Annotated in this window: 13 protein-coding genes; 5 read left to right on the plus strand and 8 right to left on the minus strand. The window is 69.7% G+C overall.

The window, feature by feature from the left end; translation table 11 throughout:
• Positions 1–175: 175 nt before the first annotated feature.
• Genes crtI through idi form a run of 4 tightly spaced genes read right to left on the minus strand, consistent with a single transcriptional unit; the run spans position 176 to position 4,206 of the window.
• Positions 176–1,741, minus strand: a complete 1,566-nt coding sequence (gene crtI / locus WA967_RS01495) for a phytoene desaturase family protein (protein ID WP_424419132.1) — start codon at positions 1,739–1,741, stop codon at positions 176–178.
• On the minus strand, positions 1,738–2,616 hold the full coding sequence (locus WA967_RS01500; RefSeq protein WP_424419133.1) for a phytoene/squalene synthase family protein: 879 nt from the start codon (positions 2,614–2,616) through the stop codon (positions 1,738–1,740). The genes crtI and WA967_RS01500 overlap by 4 nt, the downstream gene beginning before the upstream one ends.
• Positions 2,613–3,677, minus strand: coding sequence for a polyprenyl synthetase family protein (locus tag WA967_RS01505; protein ID WP_424419134.1), 1,065 nt, complete (start codon positions 3,675–3,677; stop codon positions 2,613–2,615). The genes WA967_RS01500 and WA967_RS01505 overlap by 4 nt, the downstream gene beginning before the upstream one ends.
• Complete coding sequence (idi, locus tag WA967_RS01510; protein WP_424419135.1) at positions 3,670–4,206, minus strand: isopentenyl-diphosphate Delta-isomerase; 537 nt, start codon at positions 4,204–4,206, stop codon at positions 3,670–3,672. The genes WA967_RS01505 and idi overlap by 8 nt, the downstream gene beginning before the upstream one ends.
• Positions 4,207–4,320: 114 nt before the next feature.
• Between idi and WA967_RS01515 the strand changes: the two genes are divergently transcribed.
• From WA967_RS01515 to WA967_RS01535, 5 genes are all read left to right on the plus strand, one after another.
• Complete coding sequence (locus WA967_RS01515; protein WP_424419136.1) at positions 4,321–4,836, plus strand: MarR family winged helix-turn-helix transcriptional regulator; 516 nt, start codon at positions 4,321–4,323, stop codon at positions 4,834–4,836.
• A gap of 84 nt (positions 4,837–4,920) precedes the next feature.
• Positions 4,921–6,351, plus strand: coding sequence for an argininosuccinate synthase (argG, locus tag WA967_RS01520; RefSeq protein WP_424419137.1), 1,431 nt, complete (start codon positions 4,921–4,923; stop codon positions 6,349–6,351).
• A 133-nt stretch (positions 6,352–6,484) separates the two neighbouring features.
• Positions 6,485–7,159 (plus strand): TetR/AcrR family transcriptional regulator, encoded by a 675-nt coding sequence (locus tag WA967_RS01525; RefSeq protein ID WP_424419138.1) that lies wholly within the window; start codon positions 6,485–6,487, stop codon positions 7,157–7,159.
• A gap of 41 nt (positions 7,160–7,200) precedes the next feature.
• Complete coding sequence (locus WA967_RS01530; RefSeq protein ID WP_424419139.1) at positions 7,201–9,873, plus strand: YhgE/Pip family protein; 2,673 nt, start codon at positions 7,201–7,203, stop codon at positions 9,871–9,873.
• Complete coding sequence (locus WA967_RS01535) at positions 9,849–12,044, plus strand: YhgE/Pip family protein (RefSeq protein WP_424419140.1); 2,196 nt, start codon at positions 9,849–9,851, stop codon at positions 12,042–12,044. The genes WA967_RS01530 and WA967_RS01535 overlap by 25 nt, the downstream gene beginning before the upstream one ends.
• A 19-nt stretch (positions 12,045–12,063) precedes the next feature.
• On the opposite strand, the gene WA967_RS01540 is transcribed toward WA967_RS01535, so the two are convergent.
• From WA967_RS01540 to WA967_RS01555, 4 genes are read right to left on the minus strand one after another with little or no spacing between them, the layout of a single operon-like run.
• The gene (locus WA967_RS01540; protein WP_424419141.1) at positions 12,064–14,922 is read right to left on the minus strand and encodes an FAD-binding and (Fe-S)-binding domain-containing protein; all 2,859 of its coding nucleotides are present in this window, start codon (positions 14,920–14,922) and stop codon (positions 12,064–12,066) included.
• A complete protein-coding gene (locus tag WA967_RS01545) occupies positions 14,919–16,124 on the minus strand; it encodes an exo-beta-N-acetylmuramidase NamZ family protein (RefSeq protein WP_424419142.1) in 1,206 nt (401 codons plus the stop codon). The genes WA967_RS01540 and WA967_RS01545 overlap by 4 nt, the downstream gene beginning before the upstream one ends.
• Positions 16,125–16,156: 32 nt before the next feature.
• A complete protein-coding gene (locus WA967_RS01550) occupies positions 16,157–17,005 on the minus strand; it encodes a carbohydrate ABC transporter permease (protein ID WP_424419143.1) in 849 nt (282 codons plus the stop codon).
• Positions 17,005–17,943 (minus strand): carbohydrate ABC transporter permease, encoded by a 939-nt coding sequence (locus WA967_RS01555; RefSeq protein WP_424419144.1) that lies wholly within the window; start codon positions 17,941–17,943, stop codon positions 17,005–17,007. The genes WA967_RS01550 and WA967_RS01555 overlap by 1 nt, the downstream gene beginning before the upstream one ends.
• Positions 17,944–17,968 lie beyond the last annotated feature (25 nt).

Genomic DNA, 17,968 nt, shown 5'->3' on the forward strand with positions numbered 1-17,968 from the left:
TGCCGGAACACCCCGAGCGCGATGCCCGCCGCGTCCCAGGCGATGAAGAACGCCAGCCCGACGACCAGCGCGACGACCGCCGCGACGGGCCGGCGACGCAGCACCAGGGAGAAGCGCACGTCGAGCAGCACCAGGCAGGCGCCGCTGACCACGAGCACTCCCGCGTACAGGAGGTTCATCGCACCTCCGACGGTCCGGCCGAATGGTCGCCTCGCACGTGCTTGAGCACGAGCTCGGCGCTGATCAGGCACATAGGCAGACCCACGCCGGGAACCGATGTGGCACCGGCGTAGAACAGCCCCGACACGCGGCGCGAGCGCGTGACACCGCGCAGGAACGCGCTCTGCCTGAGCGTGTGCGCCGGCCCCAGAGCACTGCCGCGGAAGGTGTTGAAGTCGGACTCGAAGTCGGCGGGCCCGATCGTGCGGCGCACAACGATCCTGGAGTCGAGGTCGGGGATCCCGGCCCAGCGCCCGATCTGCGCGACCGCGGCGTCGGCGATCGCCGTGACCCTCGCGTCGCCGGTGCGAGCCGTGCCGCCGTGGCCGATGCTCGGGTCGGGCGGCAGCGGCACCAGCACGAAGACGTTCTCGTGGTCGGCGGGGGCCACCGCGTCGTCGGTGGCGCTGGGTTTGCAGACGTAGATCGACGGCGGCTGAGGCACGCGCGGGGAGGCGCCGAAGATCGCGTCGAAGTTCTCGCGCCAGTCGTCCGAGAAGAACAGCGTGTGGTGCGGCAGCTCGGGCAGCGTCCCGCGGATGCCGAGCAGCACCAGCACCGCGCTCGGTCCCGTGATCTGCCTGCGCCACCGTCGCGGGCGGTAGGAGCGGTCGTTCGGGGCCAGCAGCACGGTCTCGGTGTGGTGCTCGTCGATCGCCGAGACGACGATGTCGGCATCCAGTCGCTGCCTCCGGCCGTCCTGCACGAACTCCACGGCGCTGACGCGACCGTGCTCGCTGGCGATGCGCACGACGTCGCTTCCGGTGCGGATCTCCACTCCCGCAGCTCGCGCCAGCTCGGCCAGTGACGACACGAACGAGCGGAACCCGCCCATCGGGTACTGCACGCCGTCGACGAGATCCATGTGGCTCATCAGGTGGTAGAGCGCCGGGGCCTCGAACGGCGACGTGCCCAGGAACACGGCGGGATAGCCGAGGATCTTGCGCAGCAACGGGTCGCTGAACCGGCGGCTGATGAACGACCACAGCGAGCGGACCAGCAGCGGCAGAACGGCGGGAGCGGCCGTCAGCACCGAGGCCGAGGTGAAGCTGCGCCACGACGAGAACGGGTTGTAGAGGAACGACGAGACCGCTGCGCGGTACGTCCTGGTGGCGGATGCCAGGTAGCGGTGCACCCGGGCGCCCGACCCGGGCTCACGGCTCTCGAACAGCGCAGCGACCCGGTCGGCGCCGGCACCGACATCCGTCGCTGCCGGCACACCGTGCCGCGGGCCCGGCGTCTGGGCGTAGACCCGGTAGCCGGGCTCGAGCGGCACCAGATCGAGCTGCTCGTCGGTGCTGGTGCCCATCATCCGGTAGAAGTGATCGAACACCTCCGGCATGAGATACCACGAAGGCCCGGTGTCGAAGGCGAAGCCGCCGTGCTCCCACGCTCCCGCACGGCCGCCGAGCTCGCCGCTGCGCTCGAGCAGGGTGACCTTGTGCCCATCGCGCGCCAGCAGGCACGCCGTCGCGAGGCCACTCACTCCTCCGCCGACGACGACGACCCGTGAAGCACTCATCGCATCGCCTTCATGGCGAGTGCGCGCACCAGGATGCGCGCCTTGACAGCATCGGGCACGCGCACGCGCGTGGTCGCCAGCACCTCGGCGGGCGTGGCCTCGATGCGATCGGTGAGCTCGCGGAACAGGGCCTGAGCCGCCCAGACCGGTGCGCGGCACGCGCGGTCGAGCAGCGGAACCGCCTGGTCTGCGGCGCGAAGGTCGGCACGGATCGACGCGACGATGTGAGCCTTCGCGTCGTCGGTCAGCCCGTCCGCGGTCTCGGCGAAGTAGGTGCGACCCAGCGCGCCGCGGTCGTCGGCGAAGTCCCGCAGGAAGTTGACCTTCTGGAATGCCGCTCCCAGCCGGCGCGCCCCGTCGTGCAGGGTGCGATCCTGATCGCCGCTGCGGGCGGGGGCGCCGCCCCGTGAGCGGCGTGATTCGAACACCGCGAGGCACATGAGTCCGACGACCTCCGCCGAGCCGTAGATGTAGTCGTCGAGTGCGTCGGCATCCCAGACGTCTTCGTCGAGGTCCCTCCTCATCGACGCGAAGAACGGCGTGCACAGCTCCATCCCGAAGCCGTGCTCGCGCGCCGTCAGGGCGAACGCGTGCACCACGAGGTTCGTGCTGAACCCGATTCGCAGCGCGCGCTCCGTCTCGTCCTCCAGCTCGTCGAGCAGCTTCTCTCGCATCCGCACGTCCAGACCGGCCGCCTCGGCGGGGCCGTCGACGATCTCGTCCGCCAGGCGCACCAGGGCGTAGACGCGGGCGATGTGCTCCCGCACCGGTCGCTCGAACAGGCGACTGGCCCAGCTGAACGAGGTGGAGTACCGGCGGATGACGACCCCCGCGCTCGTCTTCGCCGTCTCGGTGTACAGGTCCAGCCCTTTCATGAGGCCCTCGAGGCGCAGGCGCGGGTCAGCGAGAGCAGCTGCTCGCGCAGGGCCTCCGGCAGGGCGGATGCTGCGACCAGCCGGTTCACCTCGTCGCAGCGCTCGGCGATCACCGACTCGACGAAGACGACCGCGCCCGATTCCTCGATCACGCTCCGCAGCAGTTGAGCGTCGGCTGTGCCGAGGTCCGCATCACCGAAGAGCGCGCTGACCGCGTTCCAGGCCGGATCCGACCGGGCGCAGGCGATCAGCAGCGTCTCCTTCCCGGCGCGCAGATCGCTCAGCGCGGACTTTCCCGTCTGCCGCTCGTCGCCGAAGAGACCGAGAACGTCGTCGCGCAGCTGGTAGACGACCCCTATGCGCCGGGCGATGTCGCTCAGCTCGGCGATGAGGTCTGTCGGCGCGCCGGCGAGGATGCCGGCGATCAGCAACGGTGCGGCGAAGGAGTACGACGCGGTCTTGCGATCGACCATCTCCAGCACCTGCTGCGACGAATACCCCTCCAGGTGCAGACTCAGCCAGACGTCGTCGTGCTCTCCCGCCGCACTCTCGAGAACCGCGTCATCGAACACGTCGAGGATGGCCTCTCGACGCTCACGAGACACATCGAGGCGTGCGAGAAGCGAATGAGCAGCCGTGAGCATGAGGTCCCCGGCCAGCAGTGACGACGCCTCGCCCCATGCCCGCGCGGCTTCCGGAGACGCGCCGCGCACCACGGCATCCGCCGCGAAGCGCCCGGTGATGTTCATCTCCCCGCGCCGGACGAGGTCGCGATCGATCACATCGTCGTGGATCACCAGCGCGAGATGCAGGAGCTCGATCGCGCACGCCGCGTCCACGGCCGTGGACTGGTCGGTGCCACCCAGAGCCGCATAAGCACCCAAGAGCGTGCGAGGGCGGATCCGCTTGCCGCCCGCCGCCATCCTCTCCAGCGACTCCCAGAGCTGCGTGTACTGGGCAGAGAAGCCCCGAGAACGCTCAGACCCGCGCCGGACGATCTCACTGAACCTCATCTCGAAGACGTCAGTCGCCGGGCGGACGCCGACGGCCTGCTCACGCATGGCGCCTCGCCACGGCTTCGGCCAGGTGAGGGGCGAGCGCGGGCAGATGGCCTACCAGCCACGGACTGAAAGCCCACGGCGCCGCCGAGGCGGCCGCCGTCAAGCCATCCACCGTCGTCCATTCCACCTCGCTCACCTCGTCGGGATGCGGGATCAACGGGCTCATCACCTCTGCGATGAACACCGGGCAGTGCTCGTTCTCCTGGATGCCGGACGCATCGCGCGCCGTGTATCCGAAGTCCGGCAGCACGCAGGTGATGTCCGCGATCTCCACCCCCAGTTCGAACCAGGCTCGACGACGCACGGCATCCTCCATCGATTCACCCGGGATCGGATGCCCGCACAGCGCGTTCGTCCAGACGCCCGGCCAGGTGCGCTTGGCCAGGGCCCGCCTGGTCACCAGCAGACGCCCTCGGCGGTCGATGAGGTGACACGAGAAGGCGAGGTGACGAGGTGTCGACCTGCCGTGCACGGTCCGCTTCGGGGCCTCGCCGGTCGGCGCGCCGTGCTCGTCCACGAGTACGACCATCTCCTCCACGTCACCACCACCCGATTTCGTTAGCCAAGAAAGAGGTATGCCTAGCGTACCAGGTAGGATGAACTGACGCACGCGCCGTGAAGCGTCGAGCGCAGGAAGGTCGCCATGCAGTACTTCTCCAAGGATTCGAACCTGATCGACCGCTCCGGCATGACCCAGGACGACGTCGAGTCCTGCTTCCGCGTGCTCGAGGGGATGCGACGGTGGCAGGCCGCTGCACGGGCACTGTCGGAGGCCTCCAGGCGCTACATGAAGCTCAACGACAGCGACATGCGCGCGATAAGGATGATGATCCGCTCCCAGGAGCAGGGCCTCCTGGTCACCCCCAAGGACATCGCCCGCGAGGTGGGCATCTCCAGCGCGTCCACCACGAAGCTCATCGACCGCCTCGTCGACGGCGGGCACGTGACCCGCGTGCCGCACCCGAGCGACAGACGCACCATGTGCCTGCGGGTGACGGAGTCCACGCGCCGCTCGGCGCACGACACGATCGGCCGCCAGCACGCGAGGCGATTCTCGGCAGTCGCGTCGCTCGATGCGCACGAGCGCGAGACCGTGATCCGCTTCCTGACGGCGATGATCGAGGCCGACGCGCCTCAGGGCGAACTGGCGGCTCCCTGAGCACCGGTCCGCAGCGGCGACCAGCCCCTCTGCCGCGTCGACGCACGCCAGGGCACGCCGCGACACGCCGATAGACTTGAGCGCATGTCCAAGGTGCTCCAGTCCCTCCCCGTCGGCGAAAAGGTCGGCATCGCTTTCTCCGGAGGGCTTGACACCTCCGTCGCCGTCGCGTGGATGCGCGAGAAGGGTGCGATCCCCTTCACCTACACCGGCGACCTCGGGCAGTACGACGAGAGCGACATCGCCTCGATCCCCGGCCGGGCACTGGAGTACGGCGCCGAGGCCTCGCGCCTGGTCGACGCCAGGACGGCCCTGGTCGAGGAGGGCCTCGTCGCGCTCAGCTGCGGAGCGTTCCACATCCGCTCAGGCGGGCGCACCTACTTCAACACCACTCCCCTCGGACGCGCGGTGACGGGCACGCTGCTGGTGCGCGCCATGCGCGAGGACGGCGTGGAGATCTGGGGCGACGGCTCCACCTACAAGGGGAACGACATCGAGCGGTTCTACCGCTACGGCCTGCTGGCCAACCCGCGCCTGCGCATCTACAAGCCGTGGCTCGACGCCGACTTCGTGACCCAGCTCGGCGGTCGGCAGGAGATGAGCGAGTGGCTCGTCGAACGCGGATTCCCGTACCGCGACTCCGCCGAGAAGGCGTACTCGACGGATGCCAACATCTGGGGTGCCACGCACGAGGCCAAGACTCTCGAGCACCTGAACGTGTCGCTGGAGACCGTCGACCCGATCATGGGCGTGAAGTTCTGGGACCCGTCTGTCGCCATCGAGACCGAGGACGTCACGGTCACGTTCGAGGGCGGGCGCCCGGTGGCGCTGAACGGCACTGAGTACACCGACCCGGTGGCGCTGGTCATGGAGGCCAACACGATCGGCGGCCGGCACGGCCTGGGCATGAGCGACCAGATCGAGAACCGCATCATCGAGGCGAAGTCCCGCGGCATCTACGAGGCCCCCGGCATGGCGCTGCTGTTCATCGCCTACGAGCGCCTGGTCAACGGCATCCTCAACGAGGACACCCTCGCGACCTACCACGAGCAGGGCCGCCGCCTGGGCCGCCTGATGTACGAGGGCCGCTGGCTGGAGCCGCAGTCGCTCATGCTGCGCGAGTCGATCCAGCGCTGGGTGGGCCTGACGATCTCCGGCACCGTCACCATCCGCCTGCGCCGCGGCGAGGACTGGACCATCCTCGACACCGTCTCGCCGAACCTGTCGTACGGGCCCGAGAAGCTCTCCATGGAGCGCGTGGGAGATGCCGCCTTCGGCCCGGTCGACCGCATCGGCCAGCTGACCATGCGCAACCTCGACATCGCCGACTCGCGCTCGCGCCTGGAGCAGTACGCGCATCTCGGCCTGGTCGGGGGCGCCACCGGCGAGCTGGTCGGCAAGGTCACCGCCGGCGGAGCGGCCGAGATCTCGGCATCCGAGACCGCGGACGAGGAGCTCGCGGAGGCCGTCGATGCGGCATCCGAGGGTGCCGCGTTCGACACCGGGACCGACTGACGCACCCACTCCTCCGAAGCCCCGATGCTTCGACAGGCTCAGCAACCCAGTCCCTGAGCCTTGCCGGTACGGATGCTGGGAATCTCCCCAGCCAAGTTGCACAGCAATGTGCAACTTACGTACCATTGAGGTCATGAACCGCCCTGCCCGTTCCGACGCGCGCGCCAACCGCGCCGGCATCCTGGATGCCGCGCGCACGGCGCTGGCGGCCGACCGGCATGCCTCCGTCGACGTCATCGCGCGCACCGCGGGCCTGAGCCGCCGCACGCTGTACGGGCACTTCGCCGACCGCGACGCGCTGATCCACGAGCTCATCTCCGCCGGCGCTCAGCGCTTCAACGCCGTCGCGGCGTCGGTCGCCGATGCGGATGCCCGGATCGCGCTGGCCCGTCTGGCCGCACGGCTGTGGCAGGAGGCCGCGCACGTGCAGGTCACCGCCGCACTCGCCCTGGACGACGCCCATGTCGAGCACACCGCCGCCGCACTCGCGCCGCTGCGCGGCGCCGTCGCCGAGCTGGTGCGTCGCGGACAGGAGGACGGCACCCTGCGCACCGATCTCACCGCGCCCGCGCTCGCCCGTCTCATCGAGGAGATCGCCCGCGCGGTCGTCTCCCGAGCGGATGCCGCGGGCACGGACGCCGCGAACATCGCCGTCCGCACGGTCCTGAGCATCGCCGGACTCTCGTGGCGCGAGGCCGACGCGCTGCTGGCCGCGCACCCCGACATCGCCGTCGCGCCTGCGACGCACGCGGTGGCCGAGGCCACCACCGCGGCCCAGCCGCCCGATGGCACGGGGCCCGTCGCGTGAGATCCTCTGCTCGGAACGCGACCGGGTCGGGAGGGGACGCGATGCCCACTGCCTGGACCGTGTTCCGTCGCGACCTCGGCCGTCTCGCGCGCGTCAGCAAGGCGTGGATCATCATCATCGGCGTCATCGTCACCCCGTCGCTGTACGCGTGGTTCAACATCGTCGCGTTCTGGGACCCGTACGCCAACACGCAGCACGTGGCCGTGGCCGTCGCCAACCAGGACACCGGCGCCACCTCCGACCTGACCGGACATATCGACGTCGGCGGCGAGCTCGTCGGGGAGCTGAAGAAGAACCACGAGCTGGGCTGGCGGTTCCTCGACGAGAAGCAGGCCATGGATGCCGTGCGCAGCGGCGACGCGTACGCCGCCATCGTCATCCCGCCCGACTTCAGCAGCGACTTCCTCAGCCTCACGACCGGCACGTTCGTCCAGCCCGAGCTGAAGTACTACGCAGGCGAGAAGGCCAACGCGATCGCTCCGAAGATCACCGATGTCGGCGCCTCCACGCTCGACACCCAGATCAACAGCACTTTCGCGTCCACGGTCTCGAAGGCCGTCAGCCAGCAGCTGAAGACGGCGGGGGCGGATGCCGAGGACCGCCTCGGCGACGCCCGGGACAACACGGTCGGCGCCCTCGACGACGCCGTCGCGAAGGTCGCCGACGCCCGCACCCGCATCACCGAGCTGCAGACCGGGCTGACGGATGCCCAGGGGCGGCTCTCCGCGGCATCCGCTGCTCTCGGCGATGCCGACAAGACGCTGGGCGACGTGCAGGGCGCCGTGAGGCAGGCGCAGGCACTGGCTTCCCAGGCGCAGCAGGAGCTGCTGCTGGTCACCGACTCCGTCACCGGCGCGTACGTAGACGGCGCCACCCTGATCGCCGACGCGTCGGCGAGGATGAGCGGCTCGGTCGCCGCCCTCTCGGCGGGGCTGCAGCAGGCGAACGTCGCCGTGGGCACGGCCATCGACGACCTGTCGGCGGTGGTGAAGTCCAACGGCGACGCGCTGGCGCAACTGCAGCAGGTGCTGCAGAGCACCGACCCGGCATCGGATGCCGCACAGAGGCTGCGCGACGCGATCGATGCCCTGCAGCAGCGCAACGACGCCGATCAGAAGGTGCTCGATCAGCTGAAGCAGCTGAACACCGACGTGTCGACCACCATCGATTCGGTCAGGACGTCGGCGGATGCCGTGACTGCGGCCACCCAGCAGGCCGAGACCTCGGCGCGCGCCGTCCGCACTGCGCTCAGCCAGAGCGTGCCCGAGCTGAACAGCGCCATGTCGGCGCTGTCCGCCGGCGCTGACGGCTTCTCCGCCGCGCTCGACGCCCAGCGCTCGCAGATCGCCCAGGCGCAGAAGCTGCTGACCGGCCTGGGCACACAGCTGGAGAGCACGAAGACCGCATTGGGCGCGCTGGACGGCAACCTCGCCGGCGCGCAGACGAGCCTCGACGGCGTGCGCACCGATGTCCTGGCGCTCAGCTCGGCCGATATCTGGAAGAAGCTCAGCACCGTCAGCGGGCTCGACCCCGAACAGATCGCGGACTTCATGGCATCCCCCGTCGAGGTGCACCAGAACGTGCTCTTCCCCACGCCCGCGTACGGCTCGGCGATGGCGGCGCTGTTCACGAACCTGTCGCTGTGGATCGGCGCCTTCGTGCTGGTGGTCATCATGAAGCTCGAGGTCGACACCGAGGGCGTCGAGGGCATCACCGTGCGCCAGGCGCACCTGGGTCGCTGGCTGCTGTTCGCGGGCATCGCCGTGTTCCAGGCCCTGGTCGTCTCGGTGGGCGACATCGTCATCGGCGTGCAGACCGCCAACCCGTTCGCGTTCGTGGGAACGAGCGTGCTCATCGGCCTGGTCTACCTCAGCATCATCTATGCGCTCTCGGTGTGCTTCGGCTACGTGGGCAAGGGCCTGTGCATCCTGCTGGTGATCTTCCAGATCCCCGGCGCCTCCGGCCTGTACCCGATCGAGATGATGCCGGACTTCTTCCGCGGACTGTATCCGCTGCTGCCGTTCACGTACGGGATCGACGCCCTGCGCGAGACCATCAGCGGCTTCTCCGGCGGCGACTGGTGGCGGTTCATGGGCGCGCTGTCGATCTACGCACTGCTGGCCTTCGGGTTGGGCCTGTTCCTGCGCCGCCGGCTGGCAAGCTTCGCCCTGCTGTTCAACCGTCGGCTGGCCGACAGCCGCCTGCTGGTCAGCGAGGACGTGCAGATCACCGGCCGCCGCCGAACCCCCGAGATCATCCACGCGCTGACCGACGGCGACGGCTTCCGCGCCGAGGTCGCCGCCCGCTCCCGGCGGTTCACCGAGAGGTACCCGACGCGGCTGCGGCTGGTGGCGATCGTGGCCGCGGCGGGCATCGTGGTGCTGGGTGTCGCGGCCTGGCTCCTGCCCGATGCCAAGGCCACCATGCTGGGGCTGTGGGCGCTGTGGACCCTGATCATCATCGCGACGCTCGTCGCACTGGAGTACATCAAGCACAGCATCCATGCCGCATCCGAGGTGGGCGCGCTGCCGGATGCCCAGCTGCGGCTGGCCCTGATCGACGAAGGTGCGCCGTGGACGGTCGACGACGCTTCACTTCGACTCGCTACCGCTCGCTCAGTACAGGCGACAGGCTCAGAGACCCGGGATCAATGGGTCCCTGAGCCCGTCGAAGGGCCGGACGAGTACGCATGGGAAGGGCAGGGGCTCGCGTGAACGGCATCCTGCATGTGTTCCGGCACGACCTGCGCCGCGCCACCACGAACGTGATGGCCGTCATCGTGCTGTTCGGCCTGATCGTGATCCCCTCGCTGTTCACCTGGTTCAACGTGATCGCCAGCTGGAACCCGTTCGAGAACACCAAGAACCTCACGGTCGCCGTCGCCAGCACCGACACGGGCTACCAGAGCGACCTCGTGCCGCTGCGCCTGAACGTGGGCGAGCAGGTGCTGTCCGCGCTGCGCGCGAATCACGACCTGAAGTGGGTGTTCACCTCGAAGAAGGACGCCATCGACGGCACCCGCTCCGGCGAGTACTACGCCGCCATCGTGCTGCCGCCCACCTTCAGCGCCGACATGATGACCTTCTACTCGAACGGGTCGCAGCGCACCAGCATCGAGTACTACACCAACGAGAAGAAGAACGCGCTGGCGCCGAAGATCACCGAGCAGGGCGCCGGCGAGGTCTCCACCACCATCAACGAGGCGTTCACCGAGACGCTCAGCGAAGCGGGGCTGAACATCATCACCTCGCTGTCGAGCTACCTGGACTCCGCCGACACGCAGGCGGCCCTGTCGCGGCTTCAGGCGCACGTCGGCGCGGTCTCCGCGCAGCTGCGCTCCGGCGCCGACACCGCCGACATGTTCGGCTCGCTGATCTCCTCCACCCTGCCGCTGGTCGACGGCGCGTCGGGACTCGTGACCTCCTCCGGCGACGCGCTGCGCAGCGCCACCGGCTCACTGGGCAGCGGCAGGAACGCCGCCCAGTCGCTGAAGAGCGTGCTGGGCTCGACCACCACGGCTCTCGACAGCGCCCTGGCCGGCGCCGCCGACAGCTACCAGGCCGTGGCCGACAGCGTCGACCGGGCCTTCACAGCGGTGGGCACCCAGGCCGGCAGCTCGGCGGACAGCATCCGCGCCATCGCCGACCGCGTGCAGACGCAGGTCGACCAGCATCAGGCGATCCGCGACGACCTGGTGAACACCGTGCGACCGCTGATCCCGGCCGATCAGCGGGACCCGTTCGATGCCGCCGTCTCCCGCCTCGATGCCGCCATCACGCGCGAGCAGGCGCTGCAGACCCGCCTGGCCGGCGCCGCCACGCAGATCGCCACCGGCAATGGCGACGCGCAGGCCGCGCACGCCGAGATCACGAAACTCATCACCCAGGCGAAGACCGCCGTGCAGGACGCCCGCGCCGGCTACACCGACAGCCTCAAGCCCGAGCTCGACGAGCTCGCCGGCACGCTGTCGACGATCGGCAAGGACGTCAAGGGCATCGGCGGGCAGCTCTCGTCGGTCGCGAAGTCGCTGAGCGGCTCCGACTCGCTGCGCTCCGCACTGACGGATGCCCGATCCCTCACCTCGGGGATCTCGGCGTCGCTGACTCAGACCGCCGACGAGTTCGACGCGCTGGATGCTGCCCTGGCCGAGGCCATCGACACCGGCGACCTCAGCGACCTGTCGAAGGTCATCGGCTCCGATCCGAAGGATCTCGCCGCGCACCTGGCACAGCCGGTGAAGCTGGACCGGGTGCCCGTGTACGACGTGGTCAGCTTCGGCGCCGCCATGACGCCGCTGTACACGGTGCTGGCGCTCTGGGTCGGTTCGCTGCTGATCGCCGTGTCGATCCGCGTGGACCCGCCCGAGGACGAGACGGTCGTCCTCTCCCCCGCGCAGGCGTACTTCGGCAGGTTCGGCATCTTCGCGCTGGTCGGATTCCTGCAGGCGACCGTCGTGGGCGCAGGGAGCGTGCTGTTCACGCAGGTGCAGCCCCAGCATCCGTTCCTGCTGATACTCGCGGGCTGGGTCAGTTCACTGGTCTTCACGCTGATCATCTACACGTTCGTCGTGGCGTTCGGCAGCGCGGGCAAGGCGCTGGCGGTGCTGCTGCTGGTGATCCAGATCTCCGGCTCCGGCGGCGCCTACCCTCTGCAGGTGCTGCCGCAGTGGTTCCAGAACATCAGTCCGTTCCTGCCCGCCACGCACGCCGTGAACGCCATGCGCGCCGCCATCGCCGGGATCTACCGCAACGATTACTGGGGCTCGCTGGGTTGGCTTCTCGCGTTCGTCATCCCGGCGCTGCTGCTGGGGCTCGTGCTGCGGGTTCCGCTGATGGGCTTCACGCAGAAGACCGTGCGCGCACTGGAGTCGACCAAGCTCATGTGAGCCGGGATCTCGCCCGGTCTCAGCGGGTGGCCTCCTCCAGCAGCTCCAGGATGTGCAGGTACGGGTGCCCGGTGGCGCGCGTCATCCCGATCTCGCATGTGCGGTTGCACGAGGCGTGAGCATCGGCGTCGAGCGACACGACCTCCGCCGCCTCCGCCCTGGTGGCCGATGCGGTCAGTTCGGGGTGGAGCATCCCGCGATCACCGGCGAAGCCGCAGCAGCCCCACGCCTGGGGAACGGTGACCGAGCGCGCCACGCGCTCGCCCAGCAGCGCCAGGTGCGGATCGAGGCCGAGTTGCGTGGAGGTGCACGTCGGATGCAGCACGAGCGAGTCCACGACCGGTTCGAACTCGCCCAGTCGCGGCAGGAGGACCCGCACGGCGAAGGCGATGGCATCCTCGGTGCTGCAGCCGATCCCCGCCTCGGACAGGAGGCGATCGAACCCCTCCGTGCAGCTGACGCCGTCGCTGATGACAGTCAGCTCGCCGCCGCGCGAGGACTCGCGCACGGCGCCGATCACCCGTCGCGCCATCGTCTCCCGCCCTCCCGGGAAGCCCTTGGACGTCCACGGCGTCGCACAGCACAGCGACTCGATCGCGTCAGGGACGATCACGCGCACACCCGCCCTGGCGACGAGTCGGAGGAAGGCCGCCGTGACGCCGATCCCTTCGTCGGCCGGACCGAACATGCTGTTCACGCAGGCCGGCAGGTACACGGCCACCGGTGCGTCCGCCCCCGACCCCTGCACCCCGGCGTGCCGCCGTCGAGGCGCACCCCCACCGGGAAGATCGGCGGAGTACGCCGGAACGGCATCGGCACCCAGCAGCGCCCTCCCCGCCGAGGTCGCGGCCCTGACGGCACCGGGTGGCATCCGGTCTGCGACGGTGAGGGCCGCCGCTCCGGCTCGGGTGAGCGGGCCCCACGCCGCGGCGGCGGCCTGCCAGCCGGCCGAAGCCAGCGGCTGGGTCCGCTCGCTGCGCAGCCGCTTGACCAGCGCTCCTGTGTCGATCAGCACCGGGCACGCGGTGGCGCACATGCCGTCCACCGCGCAGGTGTCCACCCCGGCGTAGTCGTAGTCGGCCTCCAGCGCAGCGACCAGCGCGTCGTCCCCCGCCGCGCGGGCGCGCTGCAGGGCGCGACGAACGACGATGCGCTGACGCGGGGTGAGGGTGAGATCCTTCGACGGGCACACCGGCTCGCAGTACCCGCACTCCACGCAACGGTCCGCTTCGACTTCGATGCTCTCTGCGTGCTTGAAATCACGAAGGTGCGCACGGGGATCGTCCTCGATGATGACACCGGGGTTCAGGATGCCGCGCGGGTCGCACAGTCGTTTCAGCTCGCGCATCACCTCGTACAGCTCGGCGCCGTACTGACGCTGCACGTACGGCGCCATCACGCGGCCGGTGCCGTGCTCGGCCTTCAGGTTCCCGCCTGCGCCGAGGATGACTCCCACCATCTCCTCGGTGAAGCCGGAGAACCGGTCCAGCGCCGCGGATCCCTCGAACCGGTCCGTGAGCATGAAGTGGATGTTGCCGTCCTTCGCGTGACCGAAGATCACGCTGTCGCGGTAGCCGAATCGGTCGAACAGTCCCTGCAGGTCCGCGCACGTGGACGCCAGCGCGGGGACCGGAACGACGACATCCTCCAGGAGCGCCGTGGTTCCCGCCGGTCGCGCTCCGGCGACCGAGGCGTACAGTCCCTTCCGCAGCTTCCAGAGAGCGGCGCGCTCGGCCGCATCCGAGGAGAACCCGAGCGGCGCGTGAAGCGGCCCTGCGCGCAGCGCCCGACCGCCCTCGGCCACCAGCCCGGCGAGCACGTCGTCATCGTCGGACTGATACTCCACGAGCAGGGCGGCATGGTCACCCACCTCGAGACCGTGGATCTGGCCCGGCGCTCCGGCCAGCGACTGCCCGACCCTCAGGCTCGCCGCATCCATCAGTTCGACGGTGCGCGCTCCGGTGCGCACCAGCTCTGGCAGCACGCCGGTGGCGTCCGCCACCGTGGGGAAGACCGCCAGCGCGGTGGCCGTCCGCGGCAGGATCGGCAGGGTGCGGTAGGTCGCCTCGGCCACGAATGCGAGGGTGCCCTCGCTGCCGATCAGCAGATGCGCGAGCACCTGCACCGGCGAGTCGAAGTCGAGGAACGCGTTGATGCCGTAGCCCATCGTGTTCTTCATCGCGAACAGCCGCTCGATCTCGCGCACGGAGTGCGGATTCGAGCGCACTCGGCTCTGCAGCCGCAGCAGACCATCGAACAGCTCCGGCTCCTGCTCGCGCAGCCGGGCGTCGGCATCCGGCGCCGCCGTATCGACGGTGGTCCCGGACGGGAGGACGAACACCAGCGACTCGATCGTGCGGTAGGTGTTCTCCGTGATCCCGCAGGTCATGCCGCTGGAGTTGTTCGCGATCACACCGCCGATCGTGCACGCCGCCTCACTGGCCGGGTCGGGCCCCAGGCGACGGCCGAACCGGAGCAGCCGCTGATTGACCTGCCGCACGGTCGCCCCCGGCTGCACTCGCACGCGCGCGCCGCCGTCCAGCACCTCGATGCGGCGGAAGCCCTGCCGAGTGTCCACGAGCAGTCCCCTGCCGGAGGCCTGCCCCGAGAGGCTGGTGCCCCCGGAGCGGAACGTCAGCGTCGTCCCGCTCGCCGCCGCGGCCCGCAGCACGCGGGCGACCTCGGCGGCATCCTCCGCCACCACGATCGCGTCCGGGGTCAGCAGGAAGTGCGAGGCGTCGGAGGCGTACGCGACCCGGTCGATGGCCGCGGTCCTGACGCGTCGCGGATCGCCGACCGCCTGGCTGACCTCGCCAGACACGGCACCGGTGATCGGGATGGTCCCCGCGGGTCCGGCCGTCCGCCGTCCGCGGCTCACTCTCGTGCTCCGTCGCGCACCCCGCCGTAGAGCCGGTGGGGTTCGGCGGCGCGCGAGAACTGCGCCGCGGCCGCGCCCCACCCCTCGACGATGACATCCGGGTGCACGCCGTCGTCGAGCATCCGACGCAGCTCGTCGTCACCGCTGAGCCGGTCCACCCACAGGAAGTCCCCGACCTCACCGTCGCGGTGCAGATCCGTGCGGGCAAGCCACTGCGTCTGGGACATTCCCCGCATCGCCGCGAGCAGATGCACGGCGACCCGGGCGGGGCGGAAGACGTCGGCGTCCACGATGTGCAGCTGCACGCCCCCGCAGAGCTCGCCCGCCGCCTTGCCGAGGGACGGGCGGGCCAGCATCGGCCGGAACGCCACCCCCTCCAGTTCGGCGGCGTCGAGCTCGGACGCCAGGCGGCGAGCAGCGGCAGCGTCGATGGAGGGGTCCCCGACCCATTCGAAGGGCAGCGAGGTCCCGACGCCCTGCGACGCCGTCGTCCCATCGATCAGCCCGGTGGCGGCGTGCGCCCAGACGGAGGATCGGTGCGGCAGATTCGGCGACGGCGGCACCCAGAGCAGCCCCGCACTCCCCGAGGGCGGGCCGGGGTCGTACCCCGTCATGGGGACCACGGTGAGGTCGAGCTGTCCGCCCAGAAGCTCGGCCGCGAGGTACGAGGCGAGCTCCCCGACGGTGAGCCCGTGCTGCATCGGGAGCGGGGCCAGCCCTACGAAGGACTGCAGCGCCGGCAGCAGCGTCGGCCCGTCGACGCGATCCCCGAGCGGATTCGGGCGGTCCAGCACGACGAACGCCCTGCCCTCCCGGGCGGCGGCGGCCATGGCGCGGTACATCGTCCAGATGAACGTGTAGTACCGCACCCCCACGTCCTGCAGATCGAAGACGAGCACGTCCACGTCCGCGAGCATCCGCCGCGTCGGCTCGGTCGTCTCCGAGTACAGCGACCACACCGGCAGCCCGGTTCGCGGGTCCACCCCGTGCTCCTGCAGACTGGTGGCCTCGGCTGCGGCGTGCAGACCGTGCTCCGGTGCGAACAGCGCCGTCAGGCGGTACCCGCCCCGCGCCTCCTCGGCGCGCAGCAGGTCGGCCGTAGGGGTGAGAGCACGGTCCACGCTGGTCGGGTTGGCGATGAGCCCGACGCGTCTGCCCGCCAGCACGCTGCGCCCGCCGTCCTCTGCGAGCAGCCGCTCCACACCGAGCATCGGAGAACCAGGCGGGTGGCAGCTCATCCCTTCACCGACCCAGCGGTGAGCCCGCCCACCAGGTGTCGCTGCACCAGAGCGAAGAAGATCACAGCCGGGATGCTGAAGATCGCCGCAGCGGCCATCATCTCGGGCCACGCGATCGTGTACTCGGTGCGGAAGGTGGTCAGCCCGACCGACAGCACCCACTTCTGAGAGCTGAAGATCAGCGACCGGGCGAAGAAGAAGTCGTTCCAGGCGAGCAGGAAGGAGAACACCACGACCACCACCAGTCCGGGCTTGAGCAACGGGACGGTCACTCGCAGGAACGCCCCGAAGCGGGAGCATCCGTCCACCATCGCCTGCTCCTCCAGGTCCGGCGGCAGGGACTCCACGAATCCGCGCATGAGCCAGATCGACAACGGCAGCGCGAACGCCGTGTTCGCGACGATCAGCGAGCCGAGCGAGTCGACCATGGCCAGATCGCGCATGATCACGAACAGCGGCACGAGCAGCAGGGTCGCCGGCAGCATCTGGGTGAACAGGATCGACAGTCCGAAGAAGTTCGTCGTACGGGTGCGGTAGCGGGCCAGGATGTAGCCCGCGTTCACCGACAGCACAGAGCAGATAGCCGCGGTGGACAGGGCAACGATCGCGCTGTTCCCGAACCACTGCATCACCGGACGCTTCTCGAGCACCGTCCACACCGCATCCAGCGACGGGTCCACCGGGAGCAGGCTGGGTGTCGTGAACCGGCTGCCGCCCTGCAGGGCGGAGACGATCATCCAGTAGACGGGGAACACCGCGACCGCGACCACCAGCAGGGTGAGCACCCCGGTGGAGATGCCGAGAAGACGCCGCCTGCCGTGGGCGGCCTTGCGCATGGTGGTCATCATCGCTCTCCCTTGCGGATCACCGTGAAGAAATATGAGAGAGTGGCCGCGCCCAGGATCAGCAGCACCGTGATGCCGATCGCCGACGCCGAGCCGAGCCTGTGGTTGGCGAACGCCTCCACATAGGTCCACACCGGCAGCGTCTCGGTGGCCTGTCTCGGACCGCCGCCGGTCATGGTGTAGATGAGGGTGGTGCGGCGGAACGTGTCCAGGCTCAGCAGGATGATCACGACGATGTTCACGAAGCGCAGCAGCGGCAGCGTCACGTGGCGGAATCGCTGCCACCTGCCGGCGCCGTCCAGCTGCGCGGACTCCATGAGCTCCTCAGGAACCGTCTGCAGCCCCGCCAGGAGGATCAGCGTGGCCAGCGGGTACTCGATCCAGACGGTCGTGAGGATCACGATCACCAGCGCGGTGCCCGGGTCGTTCAGCCAGGCCACCGGCTCGGAGATCACGCCGACCGCCATCAGCAGATGATTGACGATGCCGAACTGGGCATCGAGCATCCACTTGAAGATCATCACGGCGACGACTTCCGGCACAGCCCAGGGCAGGATCATCAGGATCCGCGCCAGCCAACGCAGACGGAATCGGCGATTGAGCAGCATCGCCGTGCCGAGGCCGACGAAGTACGCCAGCACCACCGAGCAGATCGTGTAGGTCAGCGTGACGGCCAGCGAGTTCCAGAACCGCGGGTTCTGCGCCAGATCGACGTAATTGCCCAGGCCGACGAACTCACCGGCATCGGGCTTGAGCAGGCTGGCGTCGAACAGGCTCAGAATGAAGCTGCGAACGAGCGGCAGCAGGATGAACACCGCCAGCACCAGTGCTGCGGGTGTGAGGAAGTAGAGGGGAAGCAGATCCCGTTTCCGGGTGCGCCGTCCCGTGGGGGGCGGTGTGCCCTCCGGTCGGCGCTTGGCTGCGACTGTCGTGGTCATGTCGGGTAGTCCTCGGGTCGTCGGA

The sequence above is a fragment of the Microbacterium sp. genome (assembly GCF_049650565.1).
In the GTDB taxonomy this organism is placed as follows: Bacteria; Actinomycetota; Actinomycetes; order Actinomycetales; family Microbacteriaceae; genus Microbacterium.